We start from the raw sequence: 25,341 nt of genomic DNA on the forward strand, positions 1-25,341 counted from the left end.
AAAAATGTTTATAGCTACATCAAAATCCCCAAACATTACCTGCAACACTGCGGATGGATTACAGTTTTGTAATTTAAGTAAATCTCTGATGGCGGTATAATCGCAACCGAATAGGTAAATCTATGAATGTTCTATACGTTGAAGATGAAGAAAAAATTGCCAATTTTGTTTGTATCGGCTTGAAAGAACAAGGCTTTGTTGTGGATTATTGCGATAATGGCAATGATGGCTACGGGCGGGCGATGGATAATGAGTACGATGCGATCGTCCTGGATATTGTATTGCCGGGAAAAGATGGATTATCTATTCTCAAACATCTGCGAAAGGCTGGACGCAACGTACCCGTGATTTTATTAACTGCTCGCAATGAACTAGACGATCGCATTGAAGGGTTACATCTCGGTGCTGATGACTATTTAGCTAAACCGTTTTTTGTTGAGGAGTTAGTTGCTCGGATTTATGCTGTGGTGCGGCGTGCTTCTGGCGATCGCCAAAATATTTTGAGTGTTGGCCCAGTTAAGCTCGATCGCATTTTGCGAGAAGTCACTTGCGATCGCCATGCGGTAGAACTTACAACCCGCGAGTTTAATCTTTTGGAATATCTAATGCGATCGCCCGGTAGGGTACTCACCCGCACCCAAATCCTCGAACATATTTGGGGTTATGATTTTAATCCGAATACGAATGTCGTAGATGTATGTATTCAACGCATTCGCAAGAAAATTGAACCGATCGGCGGTACAGGATGGGTTGAGAGCGTGCGCGGCGTTGGCTATCGGTTTCGCAAACCAGATTCCCCATCGTGAAACTGCAATCTTTTCGCTTTCGGATTACTCTATTATCTGCTGTTCTGGCAAGTGTTGCTCTGATTGGCTTTAGTATTGTTTCGTGGTGGTTGATTTACGATGCTAAGGTCAAACGTCTTGATGCTGAAATCAAGAATCAGTTAATCCAATCTACCCGCCCGCAATCGACGCAATGGGATGTTTATAGTGATTCTTTGCCCTCAGTTTTGGGCATGAATGATGGGGAAACAACCGCGGCTTTGCTGGTGACTGATAGAGATGGTAATTTGCTCTACCGATCGAGCCAGTGGCAAGATGGACTTGATGCTAATTCATTATGGCGATCGCTGCCCCAACCCCCTCCCGATCCTGCCAGAATACCTTTTCAATTAGAACCTCCCCCTCCACCACATCCACCCGATCGACCCTATCCACCACCTCCCGATCGACCGGATTCATTGTCACCGAGAGAAAGAAGACCCCCGCGCGATCGACCTCCTCAATTCGATCGACCGAATTTTCCTCGAGTTTTCAAAGCTAAACTAGCAACCCAGCGTACTAGCAGGGCAGTTTGGCGTGTGGGCGCGATTCATTCTCCTCAGACTCAAATAGCGATCGCTGTTAATTTACAAGCGATCGATCGGGAAATGGCATCGATTGGCAATATCTTTCTATTTTCTATTCCCGTAGTGCTGTTATTCGTAGCAGGTGGAGCGTGGTTGATATCGCGGAGTATTCTATATCCCATTGGGCGACTCACGATGGCAATTCGCAATGTTACCGTACAAGGGCTCGATCGGCGCGTCCCTGACGGCTCAACGGATATAGAGTTTGTAGAATTAATTTTTGTGTTCAATCAGATGTTAGAACGTCTGGAGCGAAGTTTTAAACAAGCTTCTCGTTTTAGTGGAGATGCTGCCCATGAACTGAAGACTCCGCTGGCCATTTTGCAAGGCCAACTAGAACGGGCTTTGCATCAAGTTGAATCTGGTTCTGAGGTGCAGCAAACCCTGAGTAATTTATTGGATGAAGTGCGCCGTTTGAGTCAAATTACCCGTAAACTTCTCTTACTTTCTCTAGCTGATGCCGGACGCATGAACTTAAATTCGGTTGAGGTGAATATGTCGGCTTTGCTATCGGAAATTTCCGAAGACATGGAACTGCTAGCACCGCATTTAGATGTGCAAATGGCAATTGCTCCTAATTTATATATCAAGGGCGATCGCGATTTGCTGGTGCAGGTTTTGCAAAATCTAGTTGGTAATGCGATTAAATATAATTTACCGAAGGGTTGGCTCAGGTTACAGGCTAACTGTCAGGGAAAAAGAGTAATTGTCAAAATTGTCAATAGCTCTCAAGATATTTCTTTGAGGGAGCGCGATCGTATTTTCGAGCGCTTCCATCGCGGCGACTCCACACAGATCCAAAAAATCGAAGGATCGGGATTGGGGCTAAGTTTAGCAAGGGAAATCGCACGGGCTCACGGCGGCGATATTCAACTAGATGCTGCCATACTTGGTCAAACAGGGTTTATACTGAGCTTACCTGTGGGCGATCGCGATTAACATTATAGCAGTCAAGCAGCTTGGCTAAGACTTTGGCTAATTCTGATTTTTAAAGTTAAGAGAGCCCTAGTCCATCATAGGTCTGTTTAGGATTAATGCTCTTGCTGATAAGTACAACAAAATGCCATTACAAAGATGCCAAATAAAATGAGTGCCAGTTGAAAAGTAAGGACAAATTTCCCGATCGAGAGTTCGGAATGAAAGGGCTAACAGGAATACCCCGGATGCTGCTAATAGAATAAATGGCTCACGTTTTTGCTGTTGATAGTGATATAGTCCAAGCCCTAGTAATACTAAAAATGCAGGAGCATAAGAAAGAGAACCGTTGAGAACATTTGTAAATTTATTGCTGAAGTTGCTGGCAAATAAAAATCCTACGAGCAATCCTCCTGCATATCCATATTTCATCCTAACTACTTGACGGCTATAGAGCCATAAAAACGCAAGCTGAAAGAGCATAATAGGAATCACATCTAGTAATCTCGCCCATTGTGTCGCAAATGTATGAAATAGGGCACTTCCAATACCAATACAGGTGGCTAAAGTAATCAATATCTAAATACCGGTGGGTACTTTTTGCTGTCGCCGAGTCAATTGAAAAATAGCCCATGCTGCAATGAGGAAAGAAATATTAGATAGAGCATTTAGTGGTTCACTCCATAAACCAGGCGTGGTACGTTCGCAGTAAAGATCGATGTAATTATTCATCTCATGTCACTGTTCTGGGAGTAGAATCCATACTACAGCAAAAGCGTTAAAGTGAACCAAAAAACTTGTCTCAAATTTAATGACTTCCCCAATATCTCGCCATCACCGTTTTTTAAAATATCGAATTGCCCTGCTCATCAGTATAATCGTGATTATCCCTTTAGGTTACCTAGTGAGATTTTCTCGCGGCCCTGCACCGGAATGGTTCAACGACTCTTTTGGGAGCATAGCTTATGAGGTATTTTGGATTTTGCTGGTAGTTCTGATATTGCCGCGATTTTCGCAAATTAGGGCGGCTGTAGCTGTGTGTCTAGCTACCTGCGGAGTAGAGTTTCTCCAACTGTGGACACCTCCGTTTTTACAAGCAATGCGAGCTACTTTACCTGGAAGGCTGATTTTGGGAAATCACTTTAGTTGGTCAGATTTTATCTCTTATTTTGTGGGGAGTTTTCTAGGTTGGTTGTGGGTGCGGTGGCTTCATTTGACTTGGTTCCGCTTGTAAGTTGTACTGCATTTTAATTGTATATTTTGATGACCCGATCGAAAATCGTCAAATGCTCTCCCCATCGAACCCTCTCCCCATCTCTCGAACACCATAGACAATCTAGATGCACAAAAGCTTAATGATATGGTTGCGGTTATTTTCACTCAATTCTAAGCGATCGGGTTAACTTAGAATTGAGAATTTTTAGGAGTTGAAGTGGGAGTTATATTTCCGCGAGCTCGCCACAGCAACAACGGAATAGTTAATGTTCCTAAAATCATCACAGTTCCAGTCATAATCCAAACTAGCACACGATTTGGGCGATAATCACCTCGCTCAATTTGCCAGAAAACTCGATTATAACGCCATGCTGCTAAGGGAATGACCGCAATCCCAAAAACGACCAGACTCAGCCCTAAAGTTTCGGAGTTGAAGAAGGGAGGGGAGGAAACTTCTTGCTGAGTCACTGTAGCTTGAAATTGACGCAGAAATAAACTGAATCGAGCGATCGCCAACCCAAAACCAATTAAACCGATTGAAGTTCGTAACCATGCAAGAAACGTGCGTTCATTTGCCTGATGTTCGCGCTGTCGGTCTATTTTAGCACCCTTGTTCATCAACCCTACCTTTATAAAATATCTTAAAATTTCCCTGGTAGATTATTGTTTCACTTGTGATTGCGGAGGGAAGTATCGGTATTGGGATCGTGATTCATCATCACCAAAAAATATAGTATCAGTAAATCGACAAAAAAGCGATCGCCTCCATCTCTACCAACAGAAAAGAAGAGGACACAGCAATGCTGTGTCCCTAAAAATACCTCGGTTAAAACCCCGTTTAAAAAGACTTAGCCGCACCGCCGGACTGAGCCTTTTTCTCCAACCAATCCTTGCCCAATCTGATTGTCACATCCGACTGCAAAGAACCGGTACTCTCAACCAGCACGTCTCCAAAACCCAAAAACTGGCGAATCGCTTGAGCACCTTTAATATCGCCGTCTTGAGCTACTAGAGTAGTTACCTCCAGCGGTTCTGGCCAAGCTTTATAAACCTGAACATTTCGATAACCGGCTTGAGTCAGAGTATTGACAAAATCTTCAACTGCAGATGGATCTCCGGTACTATCTTGAATCGCTACCTTCAGAAAAGTTGCATCAGCATTCTCAATTGTCCAGCTATCCTGACCGAAGTCAAAATGTTCTGACACCAGAGTTTCGATCGCATATTGGTCTGGCAACCAAAAACTTGCCTTGTAGTCCTTAGAATCGCTAAATTTGCCGGGAACCATCAACATCTGCACGCCAGCGCGATCGGTTTGAGTAGCAAAACCAGCTAAAGCCACCAATTCTTCTATACTCAAATTGGTGTCAAGGTGAGACTGAATCACCGACAAAATCTTCGGCAAGCGAGACAGCAAACCTACATTAACTTCCTGTTCCACAAAAGCCCGCATCAACAATTGCTGGCGCTGTACCCGCCCGATATCGCCCAAATCGTCGTGCCGGTAAAGCAAATATTGCACGATTTGTTCGCCGTTGAGTTTCTGCTTGCCAGCCTTTAAATTTATATATAAATGCTGGCTTTCATCGGTATACTTCATGTCTTTAGGGACATTAATAGTAATGCCACCAAGTGCATCTACCAAACTTTTGATGCCTTGAATATTGACTGTGACATAGCGGTCAATTCCCACGCCGCCCAAGAGTCCGCTGACTGCCTTCGCTGACGAAGCTGGGCCCCCGTAGTAATTGGCTTCGTTGATTTTCACGACACCCCTGCCTTCAACATAGGTGCGGGTGTCTCGCGGAATGGAAAGCACACTTAACTTTTTATTTTGAGGGTCAAACCTAACCAACAGCATGGTATCGGTTAACCCCTTGAAAGAGTTTTGCCAGACCTCGTATCCCTGCTCCTTATCGGGATGGCCGTCGAGGTCTGAACTCAGAACTTTAAGTCCTAAAACTAAAATATTAACTGGGCGAGTCAGCTCCGGCATCTTCATGTTGAGCTTTGCCATGTCGCCTTGAGAAAATACCGCCGCTTCTTCAGGACTCAACTTTTGTTGCTGAAGCGGCGTTGTGGAAAGGGACACCGCTAGCAACGCTCCGGCTGTGGCTGAGAGCATGGCTACTCCCGCCAAACCAAAACCAAAACCCAGCCAACGGCCTCGATGGGGCTGGGAAGATTTTTTGGTTGCAGGTTGAGCAGTTGATTGTTGGATAGGGTCTTGATTAGGAATTTTTTGAGCTGGCACTGGCTTCCTCACACACAACAAAAATAAAAAAGATAATGGCAATATGTAGTATCAAGCTGAAGACGCAATCAATCAATACGGTAGGGGCTTAAAAGAACCCTAAATTATGATAAATGTTTGCCCACCACTTGCTCCGCTACGCGGCTAATTCCGGGCAACCATAGCGGTTGACGCTTCCAGAGGCGAACCATCAGTCCCAGAGCAACGATGAAATAGCTGGTTGTCAGCAGGCTACTCATTAATAACATGGGAAGTGTCGGAGATTCCGCAGAAATCGCTCCAGCTTCTAAAAGAATATGTCCTAAGAGCCAACTAAAAGCAAGGGCAATTGCCAAGCGGCTGACGGCTTTGCGTTCGGGGCTGCCCTGACGGCGGTAAAGAGTCCACAGGGCGGGGAAAAACCCGATGACTGGGATCATTAATACAAACAGACTTGCACGATCGAGTTCAGGATTGTCTAAGGGATCTGTTGTTTTCATAATTCGGTACTCAAAATTTGCAGAAGGTGAGATTTTGCACAAAAGTTATTTGTTGGAGGGAAAATTTATATCCTAAACCAAAATTCCGAGAGCCGGGCTGGTGCGATCGCAAAACTTGTCTGTCAGAGGCAAAATTTTTAGGCATTCGCGAACCCGCGACCGATCGTTGGCAACTTTTCGACCCGGAGACCCGTATTTTGATAAACTGGATACAGCACAGCAGACAGGAGAACAGACTTAGCCATGACCCAATCCCAAAAATCAATCGTTATTGCTCCATCCATATTATCAGCCGATTTTAGCCGTCTCGGAGAAGAGATTCAGGCTGTCGATCGAGCTGGGGCTGACTGGATTCACGTAGATGTGATGGACGGTCGCTTTGTTCCTAATATTACTATCGGGCCGCTGATTGTTGAGGCAATTCGCCCCGTTACTACCAAGGTGATCGATGTCCACTTGATGATTGTCGAGCCCGAGAAGTACGTCGAGGACTTCGCTAAGGCTGGTGCTGACATTATTTCGGTTCACGCGGAACACAATGCTTCGCCTCACTTGCACCGCACCCTCGGCCAAATTCGGGAATTGGGCAAAATGGCTGGTGTGGTTCTGAATCCTTCGACGCCGCTGGAGTTGATCGAGTACGTGCTGGAACTTTGCGATTTGGTGCTGATTATGAGCGTCAATCCGGGCTTTGGCGGTCAAAGTTTTATCCCGGCTGTTTTGCCAAAAATTCGCCAGTTGCGCAAAATGTGCGACGACAAGGGCCTCGATCCTTGGATTGAGGTAGATGGCGGTTTGAAGGGGAACAATACTTGGCAGGTGCTGGAAGCGGGCGCAAATGCGATCGTCGCTGGTTCTGCTGTGTTTAAGGCGAATGATTACGCAGGGGCGATCGAGGGTATCCGCCACAGCAAGCGCCCGACTCCTGAGTTGGCTGCGGTTTAATCAAAGATTCGATCGTGTCCGGCGAATTACCGATAATCAAAGTGGTTTGTAGTGAGGACTTTAGTCCTTATTGGCTCAAAGATTTAAGAAAGGACTGAACCTCACTACAAACTTATGATGGTTAGATCGCCCGACTTAATAAGTAAGCTCATCTAGTTCACAGAAAATTAAATTTTGAAAAAGGCGATCGTATATTTTGACTCATATCAAGTCTGATGCAAGATGCAATCGGACTTGATATCATTTGGTTGAACTACTTACAGGATTGCAAAATCTGCAACATTAATCAGCCCTGTTGACACATTGCTGAGAGTTGCTAACAGTTGACCGGAACTGGTAACTCGGATCGAAGTTGAATTATTTTCAACAGTAATGCTCAGTTGCGAGAAACTTAAACCGCCTGTCAAGCCGATCGTATCGCGACCATCTTGAAAGTCTAAAATAGTCTCGCGGCCGTTGTCGATACCTAAGATAAATCGATCGTCCCCAGTACCTCCAATCAAAGTATCATTCCCCTCATCTCCAAATAACCAATCGTCCCCAGCACTACCCAGTAAACTGTCTTCATCCTTGCCGCCATAAAGAGTATCGTTTCCAGCATCACCGTTGACGGTATCCTGACCTTCATTGCCAAATAACAAATCGTTGCCCAAATCACCACACATCTGGTCTTGACCGCCAGCGGAGCCGATCGCCAGAGGGCTGCCAATATCCCCGTACATAGTATCTTCTCCCTCGCCACCACAGAGAGTATCGCTGCCCTCATCCCCAAACAGCACGTCGTTGCCCAAGTCTCCTAGGGCCAAATCATCACCCTTGCCGCCACGCACTGTATCGTTTCCATTACCGCCAGAAAGGGAATCTTCGGCTTCTTGCCCGTTCAGGTAATCATCGCCACTGAGGCCAAATAGCAAATCGCGACCTGTAGAATCGATGTCTAAAGGGTTAAGAGTACCACCGTATAATGTGTCATTACCCTCATCGCCAATTAAAGTATCGCTCTGTTTGTCTCCAAAAATAATGTCGTCATCTTTGCCACCGTAAGCAACATCTTCGTTCTTCCCCCCAAAAATTAAATCATCTTTAGCACCCCCGTTGAGGTAATCATCGCCCTCATTGCCAAACAGCACGTCGCTATCTTGGGCAGAGGGAAGAATGCCTATATTTCCTAGATCAATGCTGAGGTAAGATCCGCCATAAATATTGTCATTGCCAGTGAAGCCAACCTCCAAGTCGTTACCATTTAAGCCGTCGATATTGTCATTGGTAATCGAACCCTCCAGAAAGTCGTCACTTTCTGTACCGTTGGTGGTGCTATTTGTTTGGTTGGGGCCGCGAATAGCAGTCTGGCTGGGAAAGGTTATCTGCTTGCAAATGCAATCTTCGTCTTGAGTTTCTGGCGTTGGTGTGGGAGTTTCCGTTGGAGTCGGAGTCGGAGTTGGAGTCGGAGTTTCCGTTGGAGTTGGAGTCGGAGTTTCCGTTGGAGTTGGAGTCGGAGTCGGAGTCGGAGTCGGAGTTTCCGTTGGAGTCGGAGTTTCCGTTGGAGTTGGAGTCGGAGTTGGAGTCGGAGTCGGAGTCGGAGTTTCCGTTGGAGTCGGAGTTTCCGTTGGAGTTGGAGTCGGAGTTTCCGTTGGAGTTGGAGTCGGAGTCGGAGTTTCCGTTGGAGTCGGAATCGGAGTTTCCGTTGGAGTTGGAGTCGGAGTCGGAGTTTCCGTTGGAGTCGGAGTCGGAGTTTCCGTTGGAGTCGGAGTCGGAGTCGGAGTCGGAGTTTCCGTTGGAGTCGGAGTCGGAGTCGGAGTCGGAGTCGGAGTTGGAGTCGGAGTTGGAGTCGGAGTTGGAGTCGGAGTTGGAGTCGGAGTCGGAGTCGGAGTTGGAGTCGGAGTTGGAGTCGGAGTCGGAGTTTCCGTTGGAGTCGGAGTTGGAGTCGGAGTCGGAGTCGGAGTCGGAGTCGGAGTTGGAGTCGGAGTTGGAGTCGGAGTCGGAGTCGGAGTCGGAGTTGGAGTTGGAGTCGGCGTCGGAGTTGGAGTCGGAGTTGGAGTCGGAGTCGGAGTTGGTGTCGGCGTCGGAGTTGGAGTCGGAGTTGGAGTCGGCGTCGGAGTCGGAGTTGGAGTTGGAGTCGGAGTCGGAGTTGGCGTCGGAGTTGGAGTCGGAGTTGGCGTCGGTGTCGGTGACTCCAAGTCGTCATTTGCGATCGTACCTATGCCCGTCGCTTTAGTAATAGTCGCATTGACAGCGGTGCTGAGGTTGACGTTAAATGTTTCGTCAGTTTCAAACTTAGAATCGCCGTTGACAGCAACAGTAATGGTTTTTGTCGTTTCCCCGGCATTGAAGGTGACGCTGCCTGTGGCCGCCGTGTAATCGCTATCAGCAGTGTTAGCAGTACCGTCGTCTGAGGTGGCGTAATTAACGGTGACGGGCAAGCTAGAAGCTGCTGAGAGAGTGGCGGTAAAAATGGCGCTAGCAGTACCCGTATTGCCCTCGGTAACAAGTACATCATCGATCGAGATACTAGGAATATCATCATTGGTGATGGTAGCAGTGGCGGTGTTTGTGGTGACAGTCGAACTTTCCGGCGCTGCGGTCAAATTTGGGTTGCTGAGGGTGACGGTAATTGTCTCGTCAGGTTCAACTGCGGTTTCGCCCAAGACATCCACAGCAATAGTTTTAGTTGTTTCGTTGGCGGCAAAGGCGATCGTCCCTGTGGCGCTAGTAGCCCCCGCAGCATTGATATTATTGTAGTCTGCGCCGTTGGTCGCGGTACCAGCGATCGCATAATTTACTGTACTCGCTACCCCCGTGCCGCCGCTGCGAGTGACGGTGAAAGTGACGGGTTGAGTGCCGGAGTTGCCTTCAATTAAGGAACCTGTCGCTGGATTTGTGAGTGCGATCGCATAAGCAATCGAGTCATTGGCTGCAATAGTCACCGTAGCATTGCTGCTGGCCGGTGCGATCGTATAATTCCCATTTCCCAAATTCAATTGCAGCGTCTCTGCCAACTCCGGTATAGCGTCATCAACCGGGGTGAGAATCACATCCACAAAGCTCTGCCCGTTGGCAATAGTGACGGGAAAGGTACTGCCCAGATTGTAGTCAGCAGCAACAGCGTTACTACTGCCATCAATGGCGAGATTCACGGTCAAATTACCGACTGTGCTATCACTGCGGCTAACGCGGAAAGTGCCTGTGTCGATCGGGTTTTCCGAGGCTGAATTATCGAACGCGGTGATGCTCACAATCTGCTGTACTTCAACAGCACCGATGTCAACAGCACTGCCAGAAGGCCGAGTTAACCCACGCTGATCCGTAGCAGGTGCGATCGCACTGTTACCCGCATCGATCGCGGAACTACCTGCATTCAGCGCGTGGGTTTGCGTAGGGCCGCCGTTATTTGCCAGTGCTCCGAGATTCGGATTGATGGGAGTGCCAGCAGTGCCTACTAGATCGCCCTTAACACCGTTTGTGAAGCCAGCACCAGTACCGCTGCCAATTAAGTTATTGCCCTCACTCGTAAATGTGCCGTCTACATCGGGGTTTAACGGAGCCGTATTCCCAGCAATGATGGTGTTGCGAATGTTTGCTGTAGCGGTGTTGAAGATGCCGCCGCCTTGGTTAGTTCCACTATTGAGAGTAAGAGTGCTACTTCTCAGATCCAGCGTACCGCCATTTCTGATCGCGCCAAAGTTAGTTGCCGTGTTCGCAGAAAACGTGCTGTTGGTAATCGTTGCCGCGCCGCTGTTGACAATGCCGCCGCCGTTTTGTGCGGCCTGGTTGCCATTGAACGTGCTGCTGGTGACACTTAATGGCTGGGCATCGTTTCTGATCGCACCGCCATCAGCCGCCGAAATATTGTTAGTGAAAGTGCTGTCAGCAATGCTTAACAGTTCGCTCCCGCCTCGGTGGTAAATCGCGCCGCCACCGTCGGTGTTTTGCGAACTATTGCCACTAAACGTGCTGCCAGTAATGTTTACTGTACCGCTATCGATCAGGATGGCACCTCCGCCTTGGCTAGCTGCCGTCGCTGTGTTTTCGGTGAAAGTGCTGTTAACAATGGTTAAAATACCGCCACCCTGCCTGATCGCGCCGCCACCGAAACTGTTGACTGTATTGGCAGTAAAGGTCGAACCGGTTATTGTGACTGTACCGCTGTTGTTGAAGAGGGCAGCGCCTGCTCCAGCGCTGTTGCTGGAAAAGTTAACGTTGGTAAGGTTCAGGGTAACGCCGAAGCCGTTATTAATGCCGCCAGTCCCGTTAGCAAAGGTGAGGTTAGAGATGCTAACAGGGCCGGTATTAGTGTTAAGTATCTGCACTAAGCTGTTGCCGCTAACTGTCAAGTTAACTGCACCTGGGCCGTTCAGACTGACGCTTTCATTAATAGTTGGCAGCGTCGTCGCAAGGGTAATTGTGCCCGTAATGCCAGTCAGGTCAATAGTATCTACGCCTGCGTTAGCATTGGCTTGGGTAATCGCATCTCGCAGCGAGCCTAAGCCGGAGTCGTTGGTGCTGGTGACTCCAAAAGAAACTAAAACACGATCGTAATTTGCGATCGCCTCTTGGGTGAATGCCAAAGCGGTCTCAATCGAACCAATTGTTACTTCTAAATCCCAGTCACCGCCTAATGCAGCACTTCCTGTCAGGTTTTTGGAAGCAGCGATGTCTGCACCTGTGAGTTGATTGAGGCGTTGCAAGAACGATCGCCCCGCTATCGGTGGGGCGATTTCTGCCGCCACGTTGCAACCGTACAGGAGGATATCGGCGTTAGGGGCTAAAGCCTTTTTCCACTGCTGAAGTCGATCGCCATATTCGTCTAGGTTGTCAGAATTTAGCTGAATTGACCCCAGTTGCAAATTTCCAGGCCCGCCGTGAGAAACAATGTGAACAGCGTCCAGATCGCTGTAGCTAGCTAATAACTCTGTAATTTGCTCGACTCCATCCCCCGCCCGATCGAGTATAAATATCTCTTTCCTTGGTTCGGCGCTTGGTGCAAGGCTTTGATAATCTTCAACGGTTGGGTCAATGACAACTATTTGCGTAATTTTTTCCATGATCGATTTTCCTCGTAGATGCAAAGGAAATGGAGCTTAAAAGCGGCGATCGTCTTACCAAAAGAATTCAAATTAGTATTGACAAATAATCATTTGAATCCACTAGCTAGGTTTGGGAAAGCTTGTAAAAGGCAAGATATAATGCTTAAGTCATAAGCAGTTTAGAATCTTACTAAGACAACACTTAGAGCAAATTTGTTCCCAATCGTAAAAATTAGTCAGTAAATATAGCTATCAACCCGATCGCGAATTACAGCCCCGATTTCTTAAAGAAGTCGGGGCTCTGTTCTGTTTATTCAGGTGGGCTTACTTATTTCGAGATACTAGCGAGAATGCTTTCCATCTCAGAAAGCTCGATCGCCCCGGAGAAAGTTTGGCCGTTCATAATAAAGAAGGGAGTGCCTTCAATGCCCAGTTGTTGAGCGAGTTGCACGTCTTTCTGAATGGCGGCTTCGGCAGCGGGGCTGTTGCGATCGCTGTTGAATTTATCTAATTTTAGATTGAGCTTTTGGGCGATCGATGCGTACAATGGCTCGCCTAACTCTTTCTGCCCTTCAAACAAAGCGCTGTAATATTCCCAGAATTTGCCCTGCTGTTGGGCAGCCCAAGCTGCTTTAGCTGCTGGCAGCGCTTGAGGGTGAATTGAAGTCAAGGGAAAATGCTTGTAAGCTAAAGTAACTTTGTCTTGGTGTTTTGCCATAAACTGCTTGACAGTATCGTAAGCGCGCGCGCAAAACGGACATTGAAAGTCAGAGAATTCTAAAAGTACAATCTGCTGTGAAGCTGAACCCGTGCTAGGAGCATCCCCGATCGCCGATTTGGGATTAGTTTTCATCTCCTGCAAAAATGACTGCTGCGCTGCTTTGAGAGACTGCTGCTGCTGTTGCTGGTACGCTTGTACCGACTCTAAAATTGCTTGCGGGTTTTCGCGGATAACCTGCAAGACTTGCTCTTTCAATTTGGGATCGACTGAATTGCCAGCCGCTGACTGCGCGGGGGAACAACCGATAAATACAAGGCAACCTGCCAGGAGTGCAGCAAAGCAGAAGGCTTGCTGGCTGCGGAGTTTTCGCCAAATAGTGGATAGGTTCATCTTTTATTTCTCATTCACGGCAACACTTAATCCTACATTTAATTTTGCGGAGTGTCAGGTGTACCGCTGTTGACTGCTGTGCAGCTATGTTTAGCGGTGGCCAATAATTAGTAATTGGTAATCGGTAATTCGTAGTCGGTAATTGGCAATGGGTGTCAATCACCCGAACAGCTACAAACTAAATAATTAAGATTTAAATTCTCGGGTTTTATTATAATATTATTTCCACTTGAACGACCGCAATACAAACGCGAGTTCCGTTATTTATACGGGACTAAATATAAAAAATAAAAGGACGATCGCCCCAGCGATCGTCCTTTTATTTGCTGCACGTAGTATCAGCTTTGAAACTTGTGTGAATCCGAGACTATTTGCGGTTGTTGAGCCATTTAGCCGCAACTATTCCCAAAATACCCGCCACAATTGGATTTCCCAAAAACTTCATCAAACTCGGCTGTTCTGCCAGCACTTCTCGGAAAATATCCGGGTGATTGTGATAGGTAAACGAGGCAAGCTTGGTAACATCGTCAGCATTCATGCGGCTGGCGTGGTGGGTAGAAAGTCCTAGCTGCTTTTCCAAGGTGCGATCGTCCAATCCTCTCTTGCCCAAATGCTTGAAGAATTCGCGGGCTACGTCGTCGAGTTCGTTTGGCTTAATTTGGGCGATCGCCTTTTGCAGTTCCGGTTCCAATTGAGCCGGCGGGAGGGAGTCGTGATTCAGAGAACGCCCGAATAATTGTTTGCGCTGATCCGGCGAAGTTCTCTGAGCAAAATCGTCAAAATTTTCGTACTCTTCACCGGTTGTCTCCGGCATCATTTCTCGATTTCCCTGGGCCAAATCGCTCATGATTTGACGCTTGTAATTATCGCTGCTACTCATGGTAACTCTCTTCCAATCTACACAACAGTTCTGTGTCTACTTGAGATTGATTTCAGATTCAAAAAACTGCGGAATATTAAACCGTCACGCAGCTTTCATTTAAGCTTTCTAACCAGATCAAGACTTGTATTCAATTTGATTTGATTGCTGGTCGTACTTAGCCGTCAAAATCAGTTTTTTGTCAGGAGCGTAAACCAAAACACTTACATCCTGATTTGGAAAATTGCGGTGAAAACCTTGTGCTAAAGACTTGGCCAAATCTTTCACTTCTGTAGGGCGGACTTGGGAGGTAATTACCACTCCCAATTTGTTATTGTCGCGCACGTAAGCATCCTGAACCAGACCCTTAGCCGTCTTTGTGACCCATTGACCAAAATCTTGACCGGTGGCGGTATTGCCGCGTTCTAGCTGCGCGTAATAACCCTGACTGCCACCAATTGCTACAGGTACATCACTCGGTTTTTGGGCTGAAACGCTGGGCGCGCAGGCAGTAGTAACAGCCAGCATTAAAACTAAGAGTAAGCCCGCAATTATTTTGCGACTCTGCTGCAATAAACTCACCTTTTTTCCTCCGTTCAGAAAAGATTGTGAATACTTGAAAGGGTCAGGTTGCTCGACCCTCTCAATTAGTATTAGGCTTAGTCTAGTTTCTTTTTGAGCTCATCTTTTACATCTTCGATCGCGTGACCAGCTTGAGCTTTTGCCTGCTTGGCTTTGCCTTCTGCTTTATCCTTCGGGTCGCCAGTAACATTGCCTAGGGCTTCTTGAGCTTTGCCTGCGATGTTGTCGCCAGTTGCCTTTGCTCTATCTTCAACGCTCATTGGTTTCTCCCTGTCTGTATCTAATCAGACGTTTTTTACTTAATAAACTCATCATAGGTAACTAGGAACTGCGTTGCACTCTACCTCTAGGAAGAAAGAATGAAGAAAGAATGAAGAGGGAAGATGGAAAAGTTATTTTTCCGTCTTGGACAGACTGCCACTTTCATACTTACCAGTTGTTTTGACCGTTTCTGCTGGCTGCAATGAAGTATTTCTGTGAAAAAAATCGTCGATGGTCACCCGTGCGTCCAAGACTTTTTTTAAAACAAAAAAATTAAAAAAATTATCATGTTTTTATTGAATTCTGCTTTGTGCCTTCAAAAGGCGAGTGTGGGCAAGACCGCATCTTACCCACACCCTAAAAAAATCCCTATGAGTTTTAATCTACCTTGTGATGACATTCTTCATCTATTTTGTGCTGAAGTTCTTCTTTCAACTGTTCCACAGCGCGCATAGTTTGAGCATCTTTTTGTTTGTGCTCACCGAGGGCTTTTTCTGTTTCCTCTCCGAGTAATGTTTCCCTTGATTTTGGTAGCGTTACTTGATTCTCGCTGCCAGGGTGGGTCGCGTTTTCTTCAATACTCATTTGTCTTGACCCTATTGTTGGTTAAATTTATTTTTAACACGGCTAGTTAGAAGTTAGCCTTATACTTATAATAACGCCAATAACGAAGCCTTCCCTCTGCCTGAAGATAGATAGGGACTGGCTAATAGTTTGTAGTTTTAAATTAAGAGAAATAAGGGAGACTTCGATCTGCCGGAAGAAAGATATGGGAAAGGGATGAGTGCGTGAGTGCGTGAAATTCTGGATGACTCACAAGGCTATCCCGTGAATGAGTTGGGGAGATGGGAGGAGCGGGGAGGGCGGGGGATGGGGAGAATTTTTCTGCGGCGCGCGCATTAAGTGCCGAATGTTATTGGATGAGGCTCTTTCGACATCCGTAAAAAAAGATGAAGAGAGAAATAGGCGACAGGTTAGTGCAGACTTAAGTCTATGCTGAGAGTTTGACCGTTAAAATCCACAGGGTACAGCAATTCCCCTGTTTTGTAGCGATCGGGTTAAATAATCTGCTAAACAAGAGTTAGCGTCAAGGCTAACTTCCTGCCGGATCGAACTAAAATTTCTGTTATTAGTAAAAATTATCTAAAACCCTATGGGAGCAAGGAGCAGTAACCCCCTCGAAGCAGCCGGCCCGACTCGTGAGCCGATCAAAATAGGCGTGTTGCATTCGCTGACGGGCACGATGTCCATCAGCGAAATTTCTGTTAAAGATGCGACGCTGTTAGCTGTTGAGGAAATCAATGCGGTCTCCGGGGTGCTCGGACGCCCATTGGAAGCGGTGATAGAAGATGGAGGCAGCGATTTGCAGACTTTTGCTCACAAAGCTAAGCAATTGCTCCTAGAAGCGCAGGTGGCGGTGGTATTTGGCTGTTGGACTTCGGCGAGCCGCAAAGCTGTACTGCCGGCTTTCGATCACGGCAGCGGGTTGCTGTTCTATCCGGTGCAGTATGAAGGGCTAGAACAGTGTCCGAATATTTTCTACACTGGTGCTGCTCCGAACCAACAGATTGTGCCTGGGGTGAATTACTTGCTGGCACAGGGGAAGCGGAAAATTTTTCTGTTGGGTTCAGATTATATCTTTCCTCGGACGGCAAATCTGATTGTGAAAGCTCAACTGGCGGCACTCGGGGGAGAGTTGGCGGGGGAAGTGTATCTGCCGCTGGGTTCTAGGGAAGTGGGCGAGGCGATCGCACATATCTTAGCAGTGAAACCAGATGCTATTGTCAACACTCTCAACGGCGACAGCAATGTGGCTTTTTTCCAAAAGTTGCGAGAAGCTGGCTTGAAACCCGAGGATTTGCTGGTGATGTCGGTTAGCGTCGCAGAAGAGGAAGTGCAGGCGATCGGGCCGTCCAATATTGCCGGACATTTGGTGGTTTGGAACTATTTTCAAACGGTGGATACACCGGAAAATCATAAATTTGTCAAGGCTTATAAAGCCCGATACGGGGAAAATCGAGTCACGGATGACCCGATCGAAGCTGCTTATTTAGGCGTTTACCTGTGGAAGCAAGCAGTAGAAAAAGCTGGTTCGACAGATGTGGTTAAAGTCAGGGCGGCTGCTAAAAATATTGAGTTTGCAGCGCCTTCGGGCAAGGTAAAAATAGATGCCCAAACGCAGTCTACCTGGAAAACTGTGCGGATTGGTAAGGTGAGGTTGGACGGTCAAATTGAGGAGATTTGGAATTCGGGCGTACCGGTGCAGCCAGATCCTTTTCTCAAGGGCTATCCTTGGGCGGCGGCACTTGCTCCGAGGCAGATTTCTTTGGGAACTCGGGCTTCTTTGATCGGGCTGTTTGTCATCTTGGTACTGATAACTTGGATGGCGGTGGGAGTCGGGTGGATGGGTTCTGTGGAGATGAAGAACTATTTGCTGACAATAGACGCTGCCTCAGCTCCGGCGGCGGGGGTTCCCGAGGCAGCAATGGCGGTGCTGGTGCAGCAAACTCTGGCTTTGGTGAGCCGCACTCAGCACTGGCTGCTGGGGGCTTTGGTTTTGAGTTCGATCGCGGGGATAGTGGGTTTTGTGTCGGTGTCGGCAATTATTCGGAATCTCGGCTTGCTGCGGGAAACTGCTGAACTGATGGCGAGCGGTGATTTGACGGCTCGATCGCCAGTTGTTTCTAATGACGCGATCGGGGTGCTATCTTCTACTCTCAATACAATGGCTCAGCAAATTAGCAATTTGCTCAACGGTTTGGAACTGCGGCAGCGGCAGCTAGAGGAACGATCGGGCGAATTGGAAGTCGCTAAGAATGCTGCAGAAGCTGCCAACCGGGCAAAAAGCACATTTTTGGCAAATATGACTCACGAGTTGCGGACGCCCTTGAATGCGATTATCGGCTACAGCGAGCTGCTGCAAGAAGAGGCTCTGGAACTCGGCGAAGAAGAGTTTGTGATGGATTTGGCAAGCATTAATATGGCAGGCAAGCAGTTGCTCAACATTATTAGTGACATCCTGGATATTTCTAAAATTGAAGCAGGAAAGATGACTCTTTTCTTGGAGACTTTTGAGGTGTTGAATTTGATCGAGCAGGTTGTCACTACTGTTCAACCCCTGCTAGGGAAAAATGGCAACACTTTGATCGTCAATTGCGATCGCAATATTGGCACGATCTACGCTGATTCGTCAAAGCTGCGGCAAGCGCTGTTGAATTTGGTGAGCAATGCTGCTAAGTTTACCGATCGAGGCAAAATTACGATTAATGTCTGGAAGGAAAAAGGGGAAGTTTTGCCGATCGACAATTCCGAAGAACTCTCGCCAGATCCTTCTCTGTGTCAAAAGCCTTCGATCGTGTTTCAAGTCAGCGATACCGGCATTGGCATGACTGAGGATCAGGTGTCGAGGCTGTTCGGAGCTTTCACCCAAGCGGACGATTCTACTACCCGCAGATACGGCGGCACCGGTTTGGGGCTGACAATTAGCCGGAAGTTTTGCCAGATGATGGGCGGGGATATTACGCTTGAGACCGAGTTTGATTGCGGTTCTACTTTTACGATCAGGTTGCCGGTTGTGGTAAAAAGCCAGCAAGAAGCGTGGCCCGATCGAGAAATCGAAGAAAAGCAGGTCGAGTCTTACCTAAAGTTAGAGACGAGTGTAGCGGGGACAGAAGCCAAGCAACAACAAGTGCGATCGCTAGCGCTGGAGCTGCCCGATGCTGCTACTGTCCTAGTGATTGACGACGATCCGGACGCGCGGGATTTGATGACCCGCTGCTTGTCGAAACAGGGATTTCGGGTGCGATCGTCGGCTAGCGGTCAAGGGGGGCTTCTGTTGGCTAAGGAGTTGCTGCCGGACGCGATTATTCTGGACGTGATGATGCCGAGTATGGACGGCTGGGCGGTGCTGTCGGCGTTGAAAGGCGATCCGGATTTGGCTGATATTCCGGTGATTATGATAACTTTTTTGGACGACAAAAATCAGGGTTTGGAATTGGGAGCGGCGGAATATTTGGAGAAGCCTTTAGATTACAAGCGCTTTGCTGCTTTATTGAGCAAATATCAGGGTGTCGGGAAGTAGTTAGTTGACTGTTGACTGTTGGCAGTGGTTATTAGTTATTAGTTATTGGTAGCAGATAATAACTAACAACTAACAACTAACAACTAACAACTGACTAATTAATCTAAGAAGCCCATTAATGTCGAGCTATCGTCAATTTCGTTTGAGGCAATGGGGCGGTTTCCTCCCATTGTGGAGTAAACTTCATCAATATGCAGAGTGCTGATGCCAATAGGGCGGGCACCGGACATACTGAACATTTCACTGACTTGCATGGCGCTGGAACCGATCGGGCGGTTGCCGATTGTAGCAACCACTTCCAAGTCGCTGGATTCGACCGGGCGATTGGCTACAATGCCGTAGGTTTCGCTGATGTGCAGGGTGCTAGTGCCGATCGGGCGGTTCCCCGATATCGAGACTGTCTCGCTGATGGTAAAATCGTCTGGGCCGACGGGGCGGTTGTCATGCAGGAGTTGCGGCCTATAAAGTTGAATTCCTGTTGCTTTGGCATCCGTGGGTTCTGTCGCTTGGCTTTTGGAACCGCCTTTGCCGCGGCGGGCGATCGCTTTGCCTTTGCCTGTACCTGTACTGCTCGTATCCATAATTCTTTTCCTCGCTTATTGCTGTTGATTGCTGGGTTCGGACAACTGCTTTTGTGGGCTTTCTGCTTTCTATTTCGGCCGATGATTAAAATAATATTACAAAGTCTAACTATTTTCTGAACGAATTGCAGGATCTATGCATTTTTGTTAAGATTTATGGGTAATAGCTACATTTTCCTATGGTAACTGCGGCAGCATCTTTTCAATTGCAAGCGCCCTTCCAGCCCACAGGCGACCAACCGCTAGCGATCGAGCAACTTGTCAAAGGCATCGAAGCGGGCGATCGATTTCAAACCTTACTCGGTGCCACAGGTACGGGCAAAACCTTCTCCATTGCCTCGGTGATTGAAAAAGTCGGCAGACCCACCTTAGTGCTAGCACACAACAAAACCCTGGCAGCTCAACTGTGCAACGAACTGCGAAATTTTTTCCCGAACAATGCAGTCGAATACTTTGTCAGTTATTACGACTACTACCAACCTGAAGCATACATTGCTGTCACCGATACTTTCATTGAGAAAACGGCAGCAATTAACGACGAGATAGATATGCTGCGGCACTCCGCCACGCGATCGCTCTTTGAACGCCGCGACGTAATTGTAGTTGCTTCAATTAGCTGCATATACGGTTTGGGAATGCCCGCAGAATACCTGAAAGCTGCTATTCCTTTGCAAGTAGGAATGGAAGTCAACCAGCGGCAAGTTTTGCGCGATTTAGTCAACGTCCAATACAGCCGCAACGATATAGATTTAGGCAGAGGGAAATTTCGCGTCAAAGGCGATGTTTTGGAAATAGGCCCGGCTTACGAAGATAGAATTATTCGCGTCGAATTCTTCGGCGACGAAATCGATGCCATTCGCTACGTTGACCCAGTAACAGGTAAAATCCTGCAAAGTACAACTGCTTTAAATATTTATCCAGCCCGCCACTTTGTCACGGCAGAAGATAAATTAGAGGCAGCTTGCCAAGGGATAGAACTCGAATTAGAAGACCGACTGGCAGAATTTGAAAAAGATGGGAAACTATTAGAAGCTCAGCGGTTGGAACAGCGGACGCGCTACGATTTGGAAATGCTGCGCGAGGTAGGTTACTGCAACGGAGTAGAGAATTATTCGCGGCATTTAGCAGGGAGAAATGCCGGGGAACCGCCAGAATGTTTGATTGATTATTTCCCAAAAGATTGGATGTTGGTAATAGATGAATCTCACGTCACAGTGCCGCAAATTCGGGGGATGTACAACGGCGACCAAGCGCGCAAAAAAGTATTGATAGAACACGGTTTCCGCTTGCCCAGCGCGGCAGATAACCGCCCTTTAAAAGCAGAGGAATTCTGGGCAAAAGAAAATCAGTGCATCTTTGTTTCTGCTACGCCTGGGGATTGGGAAATGGAAATATCTGAAGACCGAGTTGCAGAGCAAGTTATTCGCCCTACCGGAGTAATAGATCCGACAATTTTCGTGCGACCGACGGAAGGACAAATTGATGATTTGTTGGGGGAAATTAAGGAGAGAGTAAGTCGGGACGAGCGAGTTTTGGTGACGACTTTAACCAAGCGGATGGCGGAAGATTTAACCGAATATTTGCAGGAGAGGGCTATTAAAGTCCGGTATTTGCACTCGGAAATTCAGTCGATTCAACGCATCGAAATTATCCAAGATTTGCAGGATGGTAAGTTTGATGTATTGATTGGTGTTAACTTGCTGCGGGAAGGTTTGGATTTGCCGGAAGTTTCGCTGGTGGTAATTTTGGATGCGGATAAAGAGGGGTTTTTGCGATCGGGACGTTCGTTGATTCAAACGATTGGGAGGGCGGCGCGGCACGTTCAGGGACAGGCTATTTTGTACGCGGATAATTTGACGGATAGTATGGTTAAGGCGATCGACGAAACCGATCGACGCCGCGGGATTCAGCTAGCGTACAATAAGATGCACGGGATTACGCCGCAGCCGATCGCGAAAAAGCGATCGAGTAATGCGATTTTGGCATTTTTGGATGTGTCGCGCAAGCTGAATTCTCAGCAGTTGGAGGAGGTTTACGAACAGGTAAATGAGTTATCTTTGGATGAGATTCCTCAGTTAATCGGGCGGTTGGAAGCGCAGATGAAGGCGGCGGCGAAGAAGTTGGAGTTTGAGGAGGCGGGTAAATTGCGCGATCGGATTAAGCATTTGCGCGATAAGCTATTGGGACATTAAGGAAGAGTGGGAGGATATGATGTTCGATCGCATTACCTTCGATCCGAAACAACGGAGGACACGGCAGTGCCGTTTCCCTACCCGAAAATAATCAATCTTCCTCGCTCGCCGATGTAACTATCACCCTATTAATTGTAGGGACACGGCACTGCCGTGTCCTGATTTCTTGTTACTTTGGGAGACAGCAATGAGCAAATTTCAGTTATTGGATGCAGTGACTTTAACCGAAGGAGTCGCCCTCGCCGATCGCGAGATGGCACCGCCACAAACAGCCGGGACAATTGTTGAGGTTTTCAAGAACGGTGAAGCTTATTTAGTAGAATTATTTGGGGGATGGGTGAAAGCAGAAGTTGGCGGGGATTTTGTGCCTGCAACTCAGGATGAACCGGGCGCATTTATGGAAACGATTGGTGTGGAAACAGTTTATCCGCATCAGTTGCAATTAGTAAAATCTGCCGACGAAATGATGGGAATTCGAGAGCATTTACTGTCGGTTTTAAATAATTTACCTGACGAGTTAGTGGCTGAAGTATGCGATTTTGCGGAGTTTTTGCAGGAAAAACAGCAAAAAGTGCGTGAAGCGAAGCTATCCCGTAGGGAATCGTATTAAGCATCTGCGCGATAAACGGTTAGGTAATGAAGGGATAATTCAAAAGCCAAACATCGCTTTTAGTCCATTTGCGATCGGCTGATACTCTTCTGCGGTTAAATCTCCTCGGTAGCCCAAAACACGCTTTATGTCCACAGCGCGTATTTGATCCAGCAACACTGTAGAGTCATAGCGTATGTTTCCCATTCCAGCCTGAAGCTGCGGATATAGCGTTGAGTTTCGTGTCGCCCAATCTCCTTGTTGTGTCGTCAAGGGAACGACTATTACCAACGAAAACCGCGTTATTCCTGTGACATTTGGCAAAGCTACAATTACGGCAGGTCGAGTGTTTTCCTGTTCGCGACCGGGGGGAATTTGAGCCGGGAAGTTAACTAGCACTACAGCCCTCACCTGCAAAAAATTAGGTAGCTGACTCACAAATTTTCTCTACCTTTTTATTGCCAATGTCGATCGGGTTTGTTTCTTGAATTCGCCATTTAGCATAGGCGATAACTTCTTTAAAGTCTGCTTCTTCAAGTTCTGGATAAGTTTGGCGTATTTCTGCTGTTGAATAGTGAGACGCCATCATTGAGATGATAGTTTCAACAGTTATGGGTAAGTTGCGAATGCAAGGTTTTCCCGCCATGAATTCTGAATCGCAGGTAATTCTAGTAAATTGCTGGATATCTTCTTTACTATTCGTTGCACTTTCATTGTCCAGAATTACTATTCCAACTCCCGGAATAAAACGCACAGGCTTTGTGCCTTCGAGGGGGTCTACATCTCCCCAATCATAGGGTGGAATTTCATTATCGACGAGGTAAAGTTGACGCCAAGGCGATTTTGCCAATGCTTCCTCGGAAATGTCAGGAAAAAATATTAGCACTTCTGGGATGCCAACGGGAAAACCATTGAGTTTGCTCAAGCCATCTATAATGGCGGCTAGGACAGATAAGTTTAGGTGGCTGAGGTTTTCGGCTTTTTCGATCAGTTGGTATACGGTTTCAGGATTGAGTGTTTCGCCGACAGCTTCGACCAAATTTTCGGGGGTGAAACCTCGACATTTCAAGTATTCGGCTAGTTGTAAGCGAATTGTACTCATGGGTTTAGTTGAGAAAGATTTTAGGGTGAAGTGCGATCGCCCTTTACCATTGTCCTATTTTTTGGATGGGAAGGGCGATCGTACTTTCTATCAGATTCTTAGTCGATATGCTGCATATTCGCGATAGTGACAATCTGCATTTGATGAACCATCGTTATCCCAGGCATTAGGCTGCCAATCACGTTCGCGCCTCAAGTCATCTATTTCTTGTTGCTGTTCAAGGACTTTTTGCTCTAAGGATTGGATAGTTTTATCCTTAGCTTTGATATTTTCATCCTTTGCTTCGTTTTCCTCAAGCAGACTGCGGTTCCACTCCGCCAAAGCGCGGTTCGACTTCGCCAAAGCGCGGTTCGACTCCGCCAAAACAGAGAGGGTTTTCTTAGTCCGCTGAAGGTTGGTGTACAACGACTCGCATTGTGGAGTATAATTATGGGACATATATTTCAAAAGTTACGTTAACTTGTGGTGGTCTGAAGTTGAGATGTCAAACCACCGTGAGTTTGCTAGCTAAAGCAAGGCCTCTGTCTGAATCGTTACTTCAGCCGGGCCTTTTCCGTATCAGATATGATTTGCTATTGCAAAAACTACAAGACATTAAAGCGTTGTCTTTCTTACACTTGGCAATGTGAGGAAGTTTTGTTTGAGCTTGTATTTTAAGAATTTAACATTCGTTCGGTCACTTGTCAAGCAAGCAATAAGACCGTTTGTTTTCTTTATTACGGAGATTTAAACATCCGATTGCAGACATTCGATGCCGATTTAATCTAATACGCTTGAATAACCGCATATACGGGGCTATGGGTAAAGTGGATGCCAACTCAACCTCAATTTGCCGACATCCGATGCCGCTTTAATCTAATACGCTTGAATAGCGCAGTCTACCGCGCTATGGGTAAAATGGAGGCCAAATCCACCTAAATATCTATTAAGAATTGAGCGCCGATTGAATCGATCGCGGGCAGACATGGTAATGGGTTTCAGGAATATATAAAAAAGGTCGATCGCCCTTCACACCACCCAAACCAACTACTTGCTCAATACCGCAGCATCCGTACTGCTAGCAAAAGCCGGACTAATAAACTCCTCCTTCTCTTCCAACGTGATGTAACCCTTATCTACAGCTAGCTGCATCACTTCCTGAAGAAAACCTCTGAGCACATCTAATACGTGAGTGCGATCGAATTCAAAATGCTTTTCCCAGCCCGAAGTTCCAAACTTGCTCAAAGTACAGCTAATGCGATCCTCCCTGGGAAGCAACCTAATCATGAACCAACTCTCAGGAAAATCTATTGATATTTTTTGACCTTGCGATAGCTTAGCAATTTCCTGTGGAAAGTTATCCTCTATCATCATGGAAATATCTAAATCTAAAAATACCTCTATTTTCTCCTCACCTATTTCTATTAAAACTTTATGGTCGCATTCAAAGCAGAAACGTCGCCATCCCATTTCAAAATGAGAAAGTTCTCCCAATGGATCTTCGGGAGGTTCTGCGTAGTTTTCTAAGAAACGCTCTGCTAATTTAAAATTAAATTTTTGACTGCTATTCATCGCTGCTCCTCCTATTTAATTTTCGTAGAATGGTAGAGTCGATAGGGGAATTTCTACCCCTACCTCTCCTTCAAAACGGAACGTGAAACTTTCGCTTCATTCCGCTCCTTGGTATCTTCACCCTTGTTACGGGTACAATTCAAAACGGGTTATCATCATAGCTCTTTTTGAAGGAGCCGTCATTATCCG

General features: G+C 47.0%; 23 protein-coding genes. 7 read left to right on the top strand and 16 right to left on the bottom strand.

Translation table 11 applies throughout. From position 1 onward, the window contains the following. Positions 1-122: 122 nt before the first annotated feature. Both QUA78_RS13375 and QUA78_RS13380 read left to right on the top strand, forming a co-directional pair. Complete coding sequence (locus QUA78_RS13375; RefSeq protein ID WP_333302732.1) at positions 123-806, top strand: response regulator transcription factor; 684 nt, start codon at positions 123-125, stop codon at positions 804-806. Then, positions 803-2,350: an ATP-binding protein gene (locus QUA78_RS13380; RefSeq protein ID WP_333302734.1), complete on the top strand. Its 1,548-nt coding sequence runs from the start codon at positions 803-805 to the stop codon at positions 2,348-2,350. Before QUA78_RS13375 ends, QUA78_RS13380 begins: the two co-directional genes overlap by 4 nt. A 66-nt stretch (positions 2,351-2,416) precedes the next feature. Here the strand turns inward: QUA78_RS13380 and QUA78_RS13385 are convergent, their stop codons facing one another. Beyond that, a complete protein-coding gene (locus QUA78_RS13385) occupies positions 2,417-2,902 on the bottom strand; it encodes a hypothetical protein (protein ID WP_333302736.1) in 486 nt (161 codons plus the stop codon). Between the two features lie 235 nt (positions 2,903-3,137). Between QUA78_RS13385 and QUA78_RS13390 the strand changes: the two genes are divergently transcribed. Beyond that, positions 3,138-3,560: a DUF2809 domain-containing protein gene (locus QUA78_RS13390; protein ID WP_333302737.1), complete on the top strand. Its 423-nt coding sequence runs from the start codon at positions 3,138-3,140 to the stop codon at positions 3,558-3,560. 170 nt (positions 3,561-3,730) lie between these two features. Here QUA78_RS13390 and QUA78_RS13395 read toward each other — a convergent pair whose 3' ends face one another. From QUA78_RS13395 to QUA78_RS13410, 4 genes are all read right to left on the bottom strand, one after another. Next, positions 3,731-4,159, bottom strand: coding sequence for a DUF202 domain-containing protein (locus QUA78_RS13395; protein ID WP_333302739.1), 429 nt, complete (start codon positions 4,157-4,159; stop codon positions 3,731-3,733). A 220-nt stretch (positions 4,160-4,379) separates the two neighbouring features. Continuing rightward, complete coding sequence (locus QUA78_RS13400) at positions 4,380-5,795, bottom strand: LCP family protein (RefSeq protein ID WP_333302740.1); 1,416 nt, start codon at positions 5,793-5,795, stop codon at positions 4,380-4,382. A gap of 104 nt (positions 5,796-5,899) precedes the next feature. After that, complete coding sequence (locus tag QUA78_RS13405) at positions 5,900-6,274, bottom strand: hypothetical protein (protein WP_333302742.1); 375 nt, start codon at positions 6,272-6,274, stop codon at positions 5,900-5,902. Positions 6,275-6,284: 10 nt separating this feature from the next. Next, a complete protein-coding gene (locus QUA78_RS13410; RefSeq protein WP_333302743.1) occupies positions 6,285-6,419 on the bottom strand; it encodes a hypothetical protein in 135 nt (44 codons plus the stop codon). 98 nt (positions 6,420-6,517) lie between these two features. Here QUA78_RS13410 and rpe point away from each other — a divergent pair, with 98 nt between their 5' ends. Beyond that, on the top strand, positions 6,518-7,219 hold the full coding sequence (rpe, locus tag QUA78_RS13415; protein WP_333302745.1) for a ribulose-phosphate 3-epimerase: 702 nt from the start codon (positions 6,518-6,520) through the stop codon (positions 7,217-7,219). Between the two features lie 257 nt (positions 7,220-7,476). Here rpe and QUA78_RS13420 read toward each other — a convergent pair whose 3' ends face one another. The 6 genes from QUA78_RS13420 to QUA78_RS13445 all read right to left on the bottom strand — a co-directional run bounded on the left by QUA78_RS13420 (position 7,477) and on the right by QUA78_RS13445 (position 15,641). Next, positions 7,477-12,261 (bottom strand): DUF4347 domain-containing protein, encoded by a 4,785-nt coding sequence (locus QUA78_RS13420; RefSeq protein WP_333302746.1) that lies wholly within the window; start codon positions 12,259-12,261, stop codon positions 7,477-7,479. A 310-nt stretch (positions 12,262-12,571) separates the two neighbouring features. Then, a complete protein-coding gene (locus tag QUA78_RS13425; protein ID WP_333302748.1) occupies positions 12,572-13,354 on the bottom strand; it encodes a thioredoxin domain-containing protein in 783 nt (260 codons plus the stop codon). Positions 13,355-13,721: 367 nt separating this feature from the next. Then, complete coding sequence (locus tag QUA78_RS13430; RefSeq protein ID WP_333302750.1) at positions 13,722-14,234, bottom strand: hypothetical protein; 513 nt, start codon at positions 14,232-14,234, stop codon at positions 13,722-13,724. 117 nt (positions 14,235-14,351) lie between these two features. Next, on the bottom strand, positions 14,352-14,795 hold the full coding sequence (locus tag QUA78_RS13435) for a hypothetical protein (protein WP_333302752.1): 444 nt from the start codon (positions 14,793-14,795) through the stop codon (positions 14,352-14,354). 77 nt (positions 14,796-14,872) lie between these two features. Further along, positions 14,873-15,055 (bottom strand): CsbD family protein, encoded by a 183-nt coding sequence (locus QUA78_RS13440; RefSeq protein ID WP_333302753.1) that lies wholly within the window; start codon positions 15,053-15,055, stop codon positions 14,873-14,875. Between the two features lie 379 nt (positions 15,056-15,434). Continuing rightward, a complete protein-coding gene (locus tag QUA78_RS13445; protein WP_333302755.1) occupies positions 15,435-15,641 on the bottom strand; it encodes a hypothetical protein in 207 nt (68 codons plus the stop codon). 568 nt (positions 15,642-16,209) lie between these two features. On the opposite strand from QUA78_RS13445, the gene urtA reads away from it, so the two are divergent. After that, entirely contained in the window at positions 16,210-19,137 is a 2,928-nt protein-coding gene (gene urtA / locus QUA78_RS13450; RefSeq protein WP_333302757.1) for an urea ABC transporter substrate-binding protein, read from the top strand. A gap of 98 nt (positions 19,138-19,235) precedes the next feature. Here urtA and QUA78_RS13455 read toward each other — a convergent pair whose 3' ends face one another. Beyond that, a complete protein-coding gene (locus QUA78_RS13455; RefSeq protein WP_333302758.1) occupies positions 19,236-19,718 on the bottom strand; it encodes a hypothetical protein in 483 nt (160 codons plus the stop codon). A 179-nt stretch (positions 19,719-19,897) separates the two neighbouring features. On the opposite strand from QUA78_RS13455, the gene uvrB reads away from it, so the two are divergent. Together uvrB and QUA78_RS13465 are read left to right on the top strand one after the other, a co-directional pair. Beyond that, positions 19,898-21,910, top strand: coding sequence for an excinuclease ABC subunit UvrB (gene uvrB, locus QUA78_RS13460; protein ID WP_333302760.1), 2,013 nt, complete (start codon positions 19,898-19,900; stop codon positions 21,908-21,910). A gap of 187 nt (positions 21,911-22,097) precedes the next feature. Continuing rightward, on the top strand, positions 22,098-22,520 hold the full coding sequence (locus QUA78_RS13465) for a DUF2281 domain-containing protein (RefSeq protein ID WP_333302762.1): 423 nt from the start codon (positions 22,098-22,100) through the stop codon (positions 22,518-22,520). 39 nt (positions 22,521-22,559) lie between these two features. On the opposite strand, the gene QUA78_RS13470 is transcribed toward QUA78_RS13465, so the two are convergent. The 4 genes from QUA78_RS13470 to QUA78_RS13485 form a co-directional block, all read right to left on the bottom strand. After that, entirely contained in the window at positions 22,560-22,937 is a 378-nt protein-coding gene (locus QUA78_RS13470; RefSeq protein WP_333214479.1) for a type II toxin-antitoxin system PemK/MazF family toxin, read from the bottom strand. Then, on the bottom strand, positions 22,921-23,601 hold the full coding sequence (locus tag QUA78_RS13475; RefSeq protein ID WP_333302764.1) for a DUF433 domain-containing protein: 681 nt from the start codon (positions 23,599-23,601) through the stop codon (positions 22,921-22,923). Before QUA78_RS13475 ends, QUA78_RS13470 begins: the two co-directional genes overlap by 17 nt. Positions 23,602-23,691: 90 nt before the next feature. After that, positions 23,692-24,039, bottom strand: coding sequence for a hypothetical protein (locus QUA78_RS13480; RefSeq protein WP_333398861.1), 348 nt, complete (start codon positions 24,037-24,039; stop codon positions 23,692-23,694). Between the two features lie 588 nt (positions 24,040-24,627). Continuing rightward, positions 24,628-25,152 carry a hypothetical protein gene (locus QUA78_RS13485; RefSeq protein WP_333398862.1) on the bottom strand — a complete coding sequence of 175 codons (525 nt, stop codon included), beginning with the start codon at positions 25,150-25,152 and terminating at the stop codon, positions 24,628-24,630. Positions 25,153-25,341 lie beyond the last annotated feature (189 nt).

This window comes from Microcoleus sp. K4-B3, from assembly GCF_036704615.1.
Lineage (GTDB): Bacteria > Cyanobacteriota > Cyanobacteriia > Cyanobacteriales > Microcoleaceae > Microcoleus.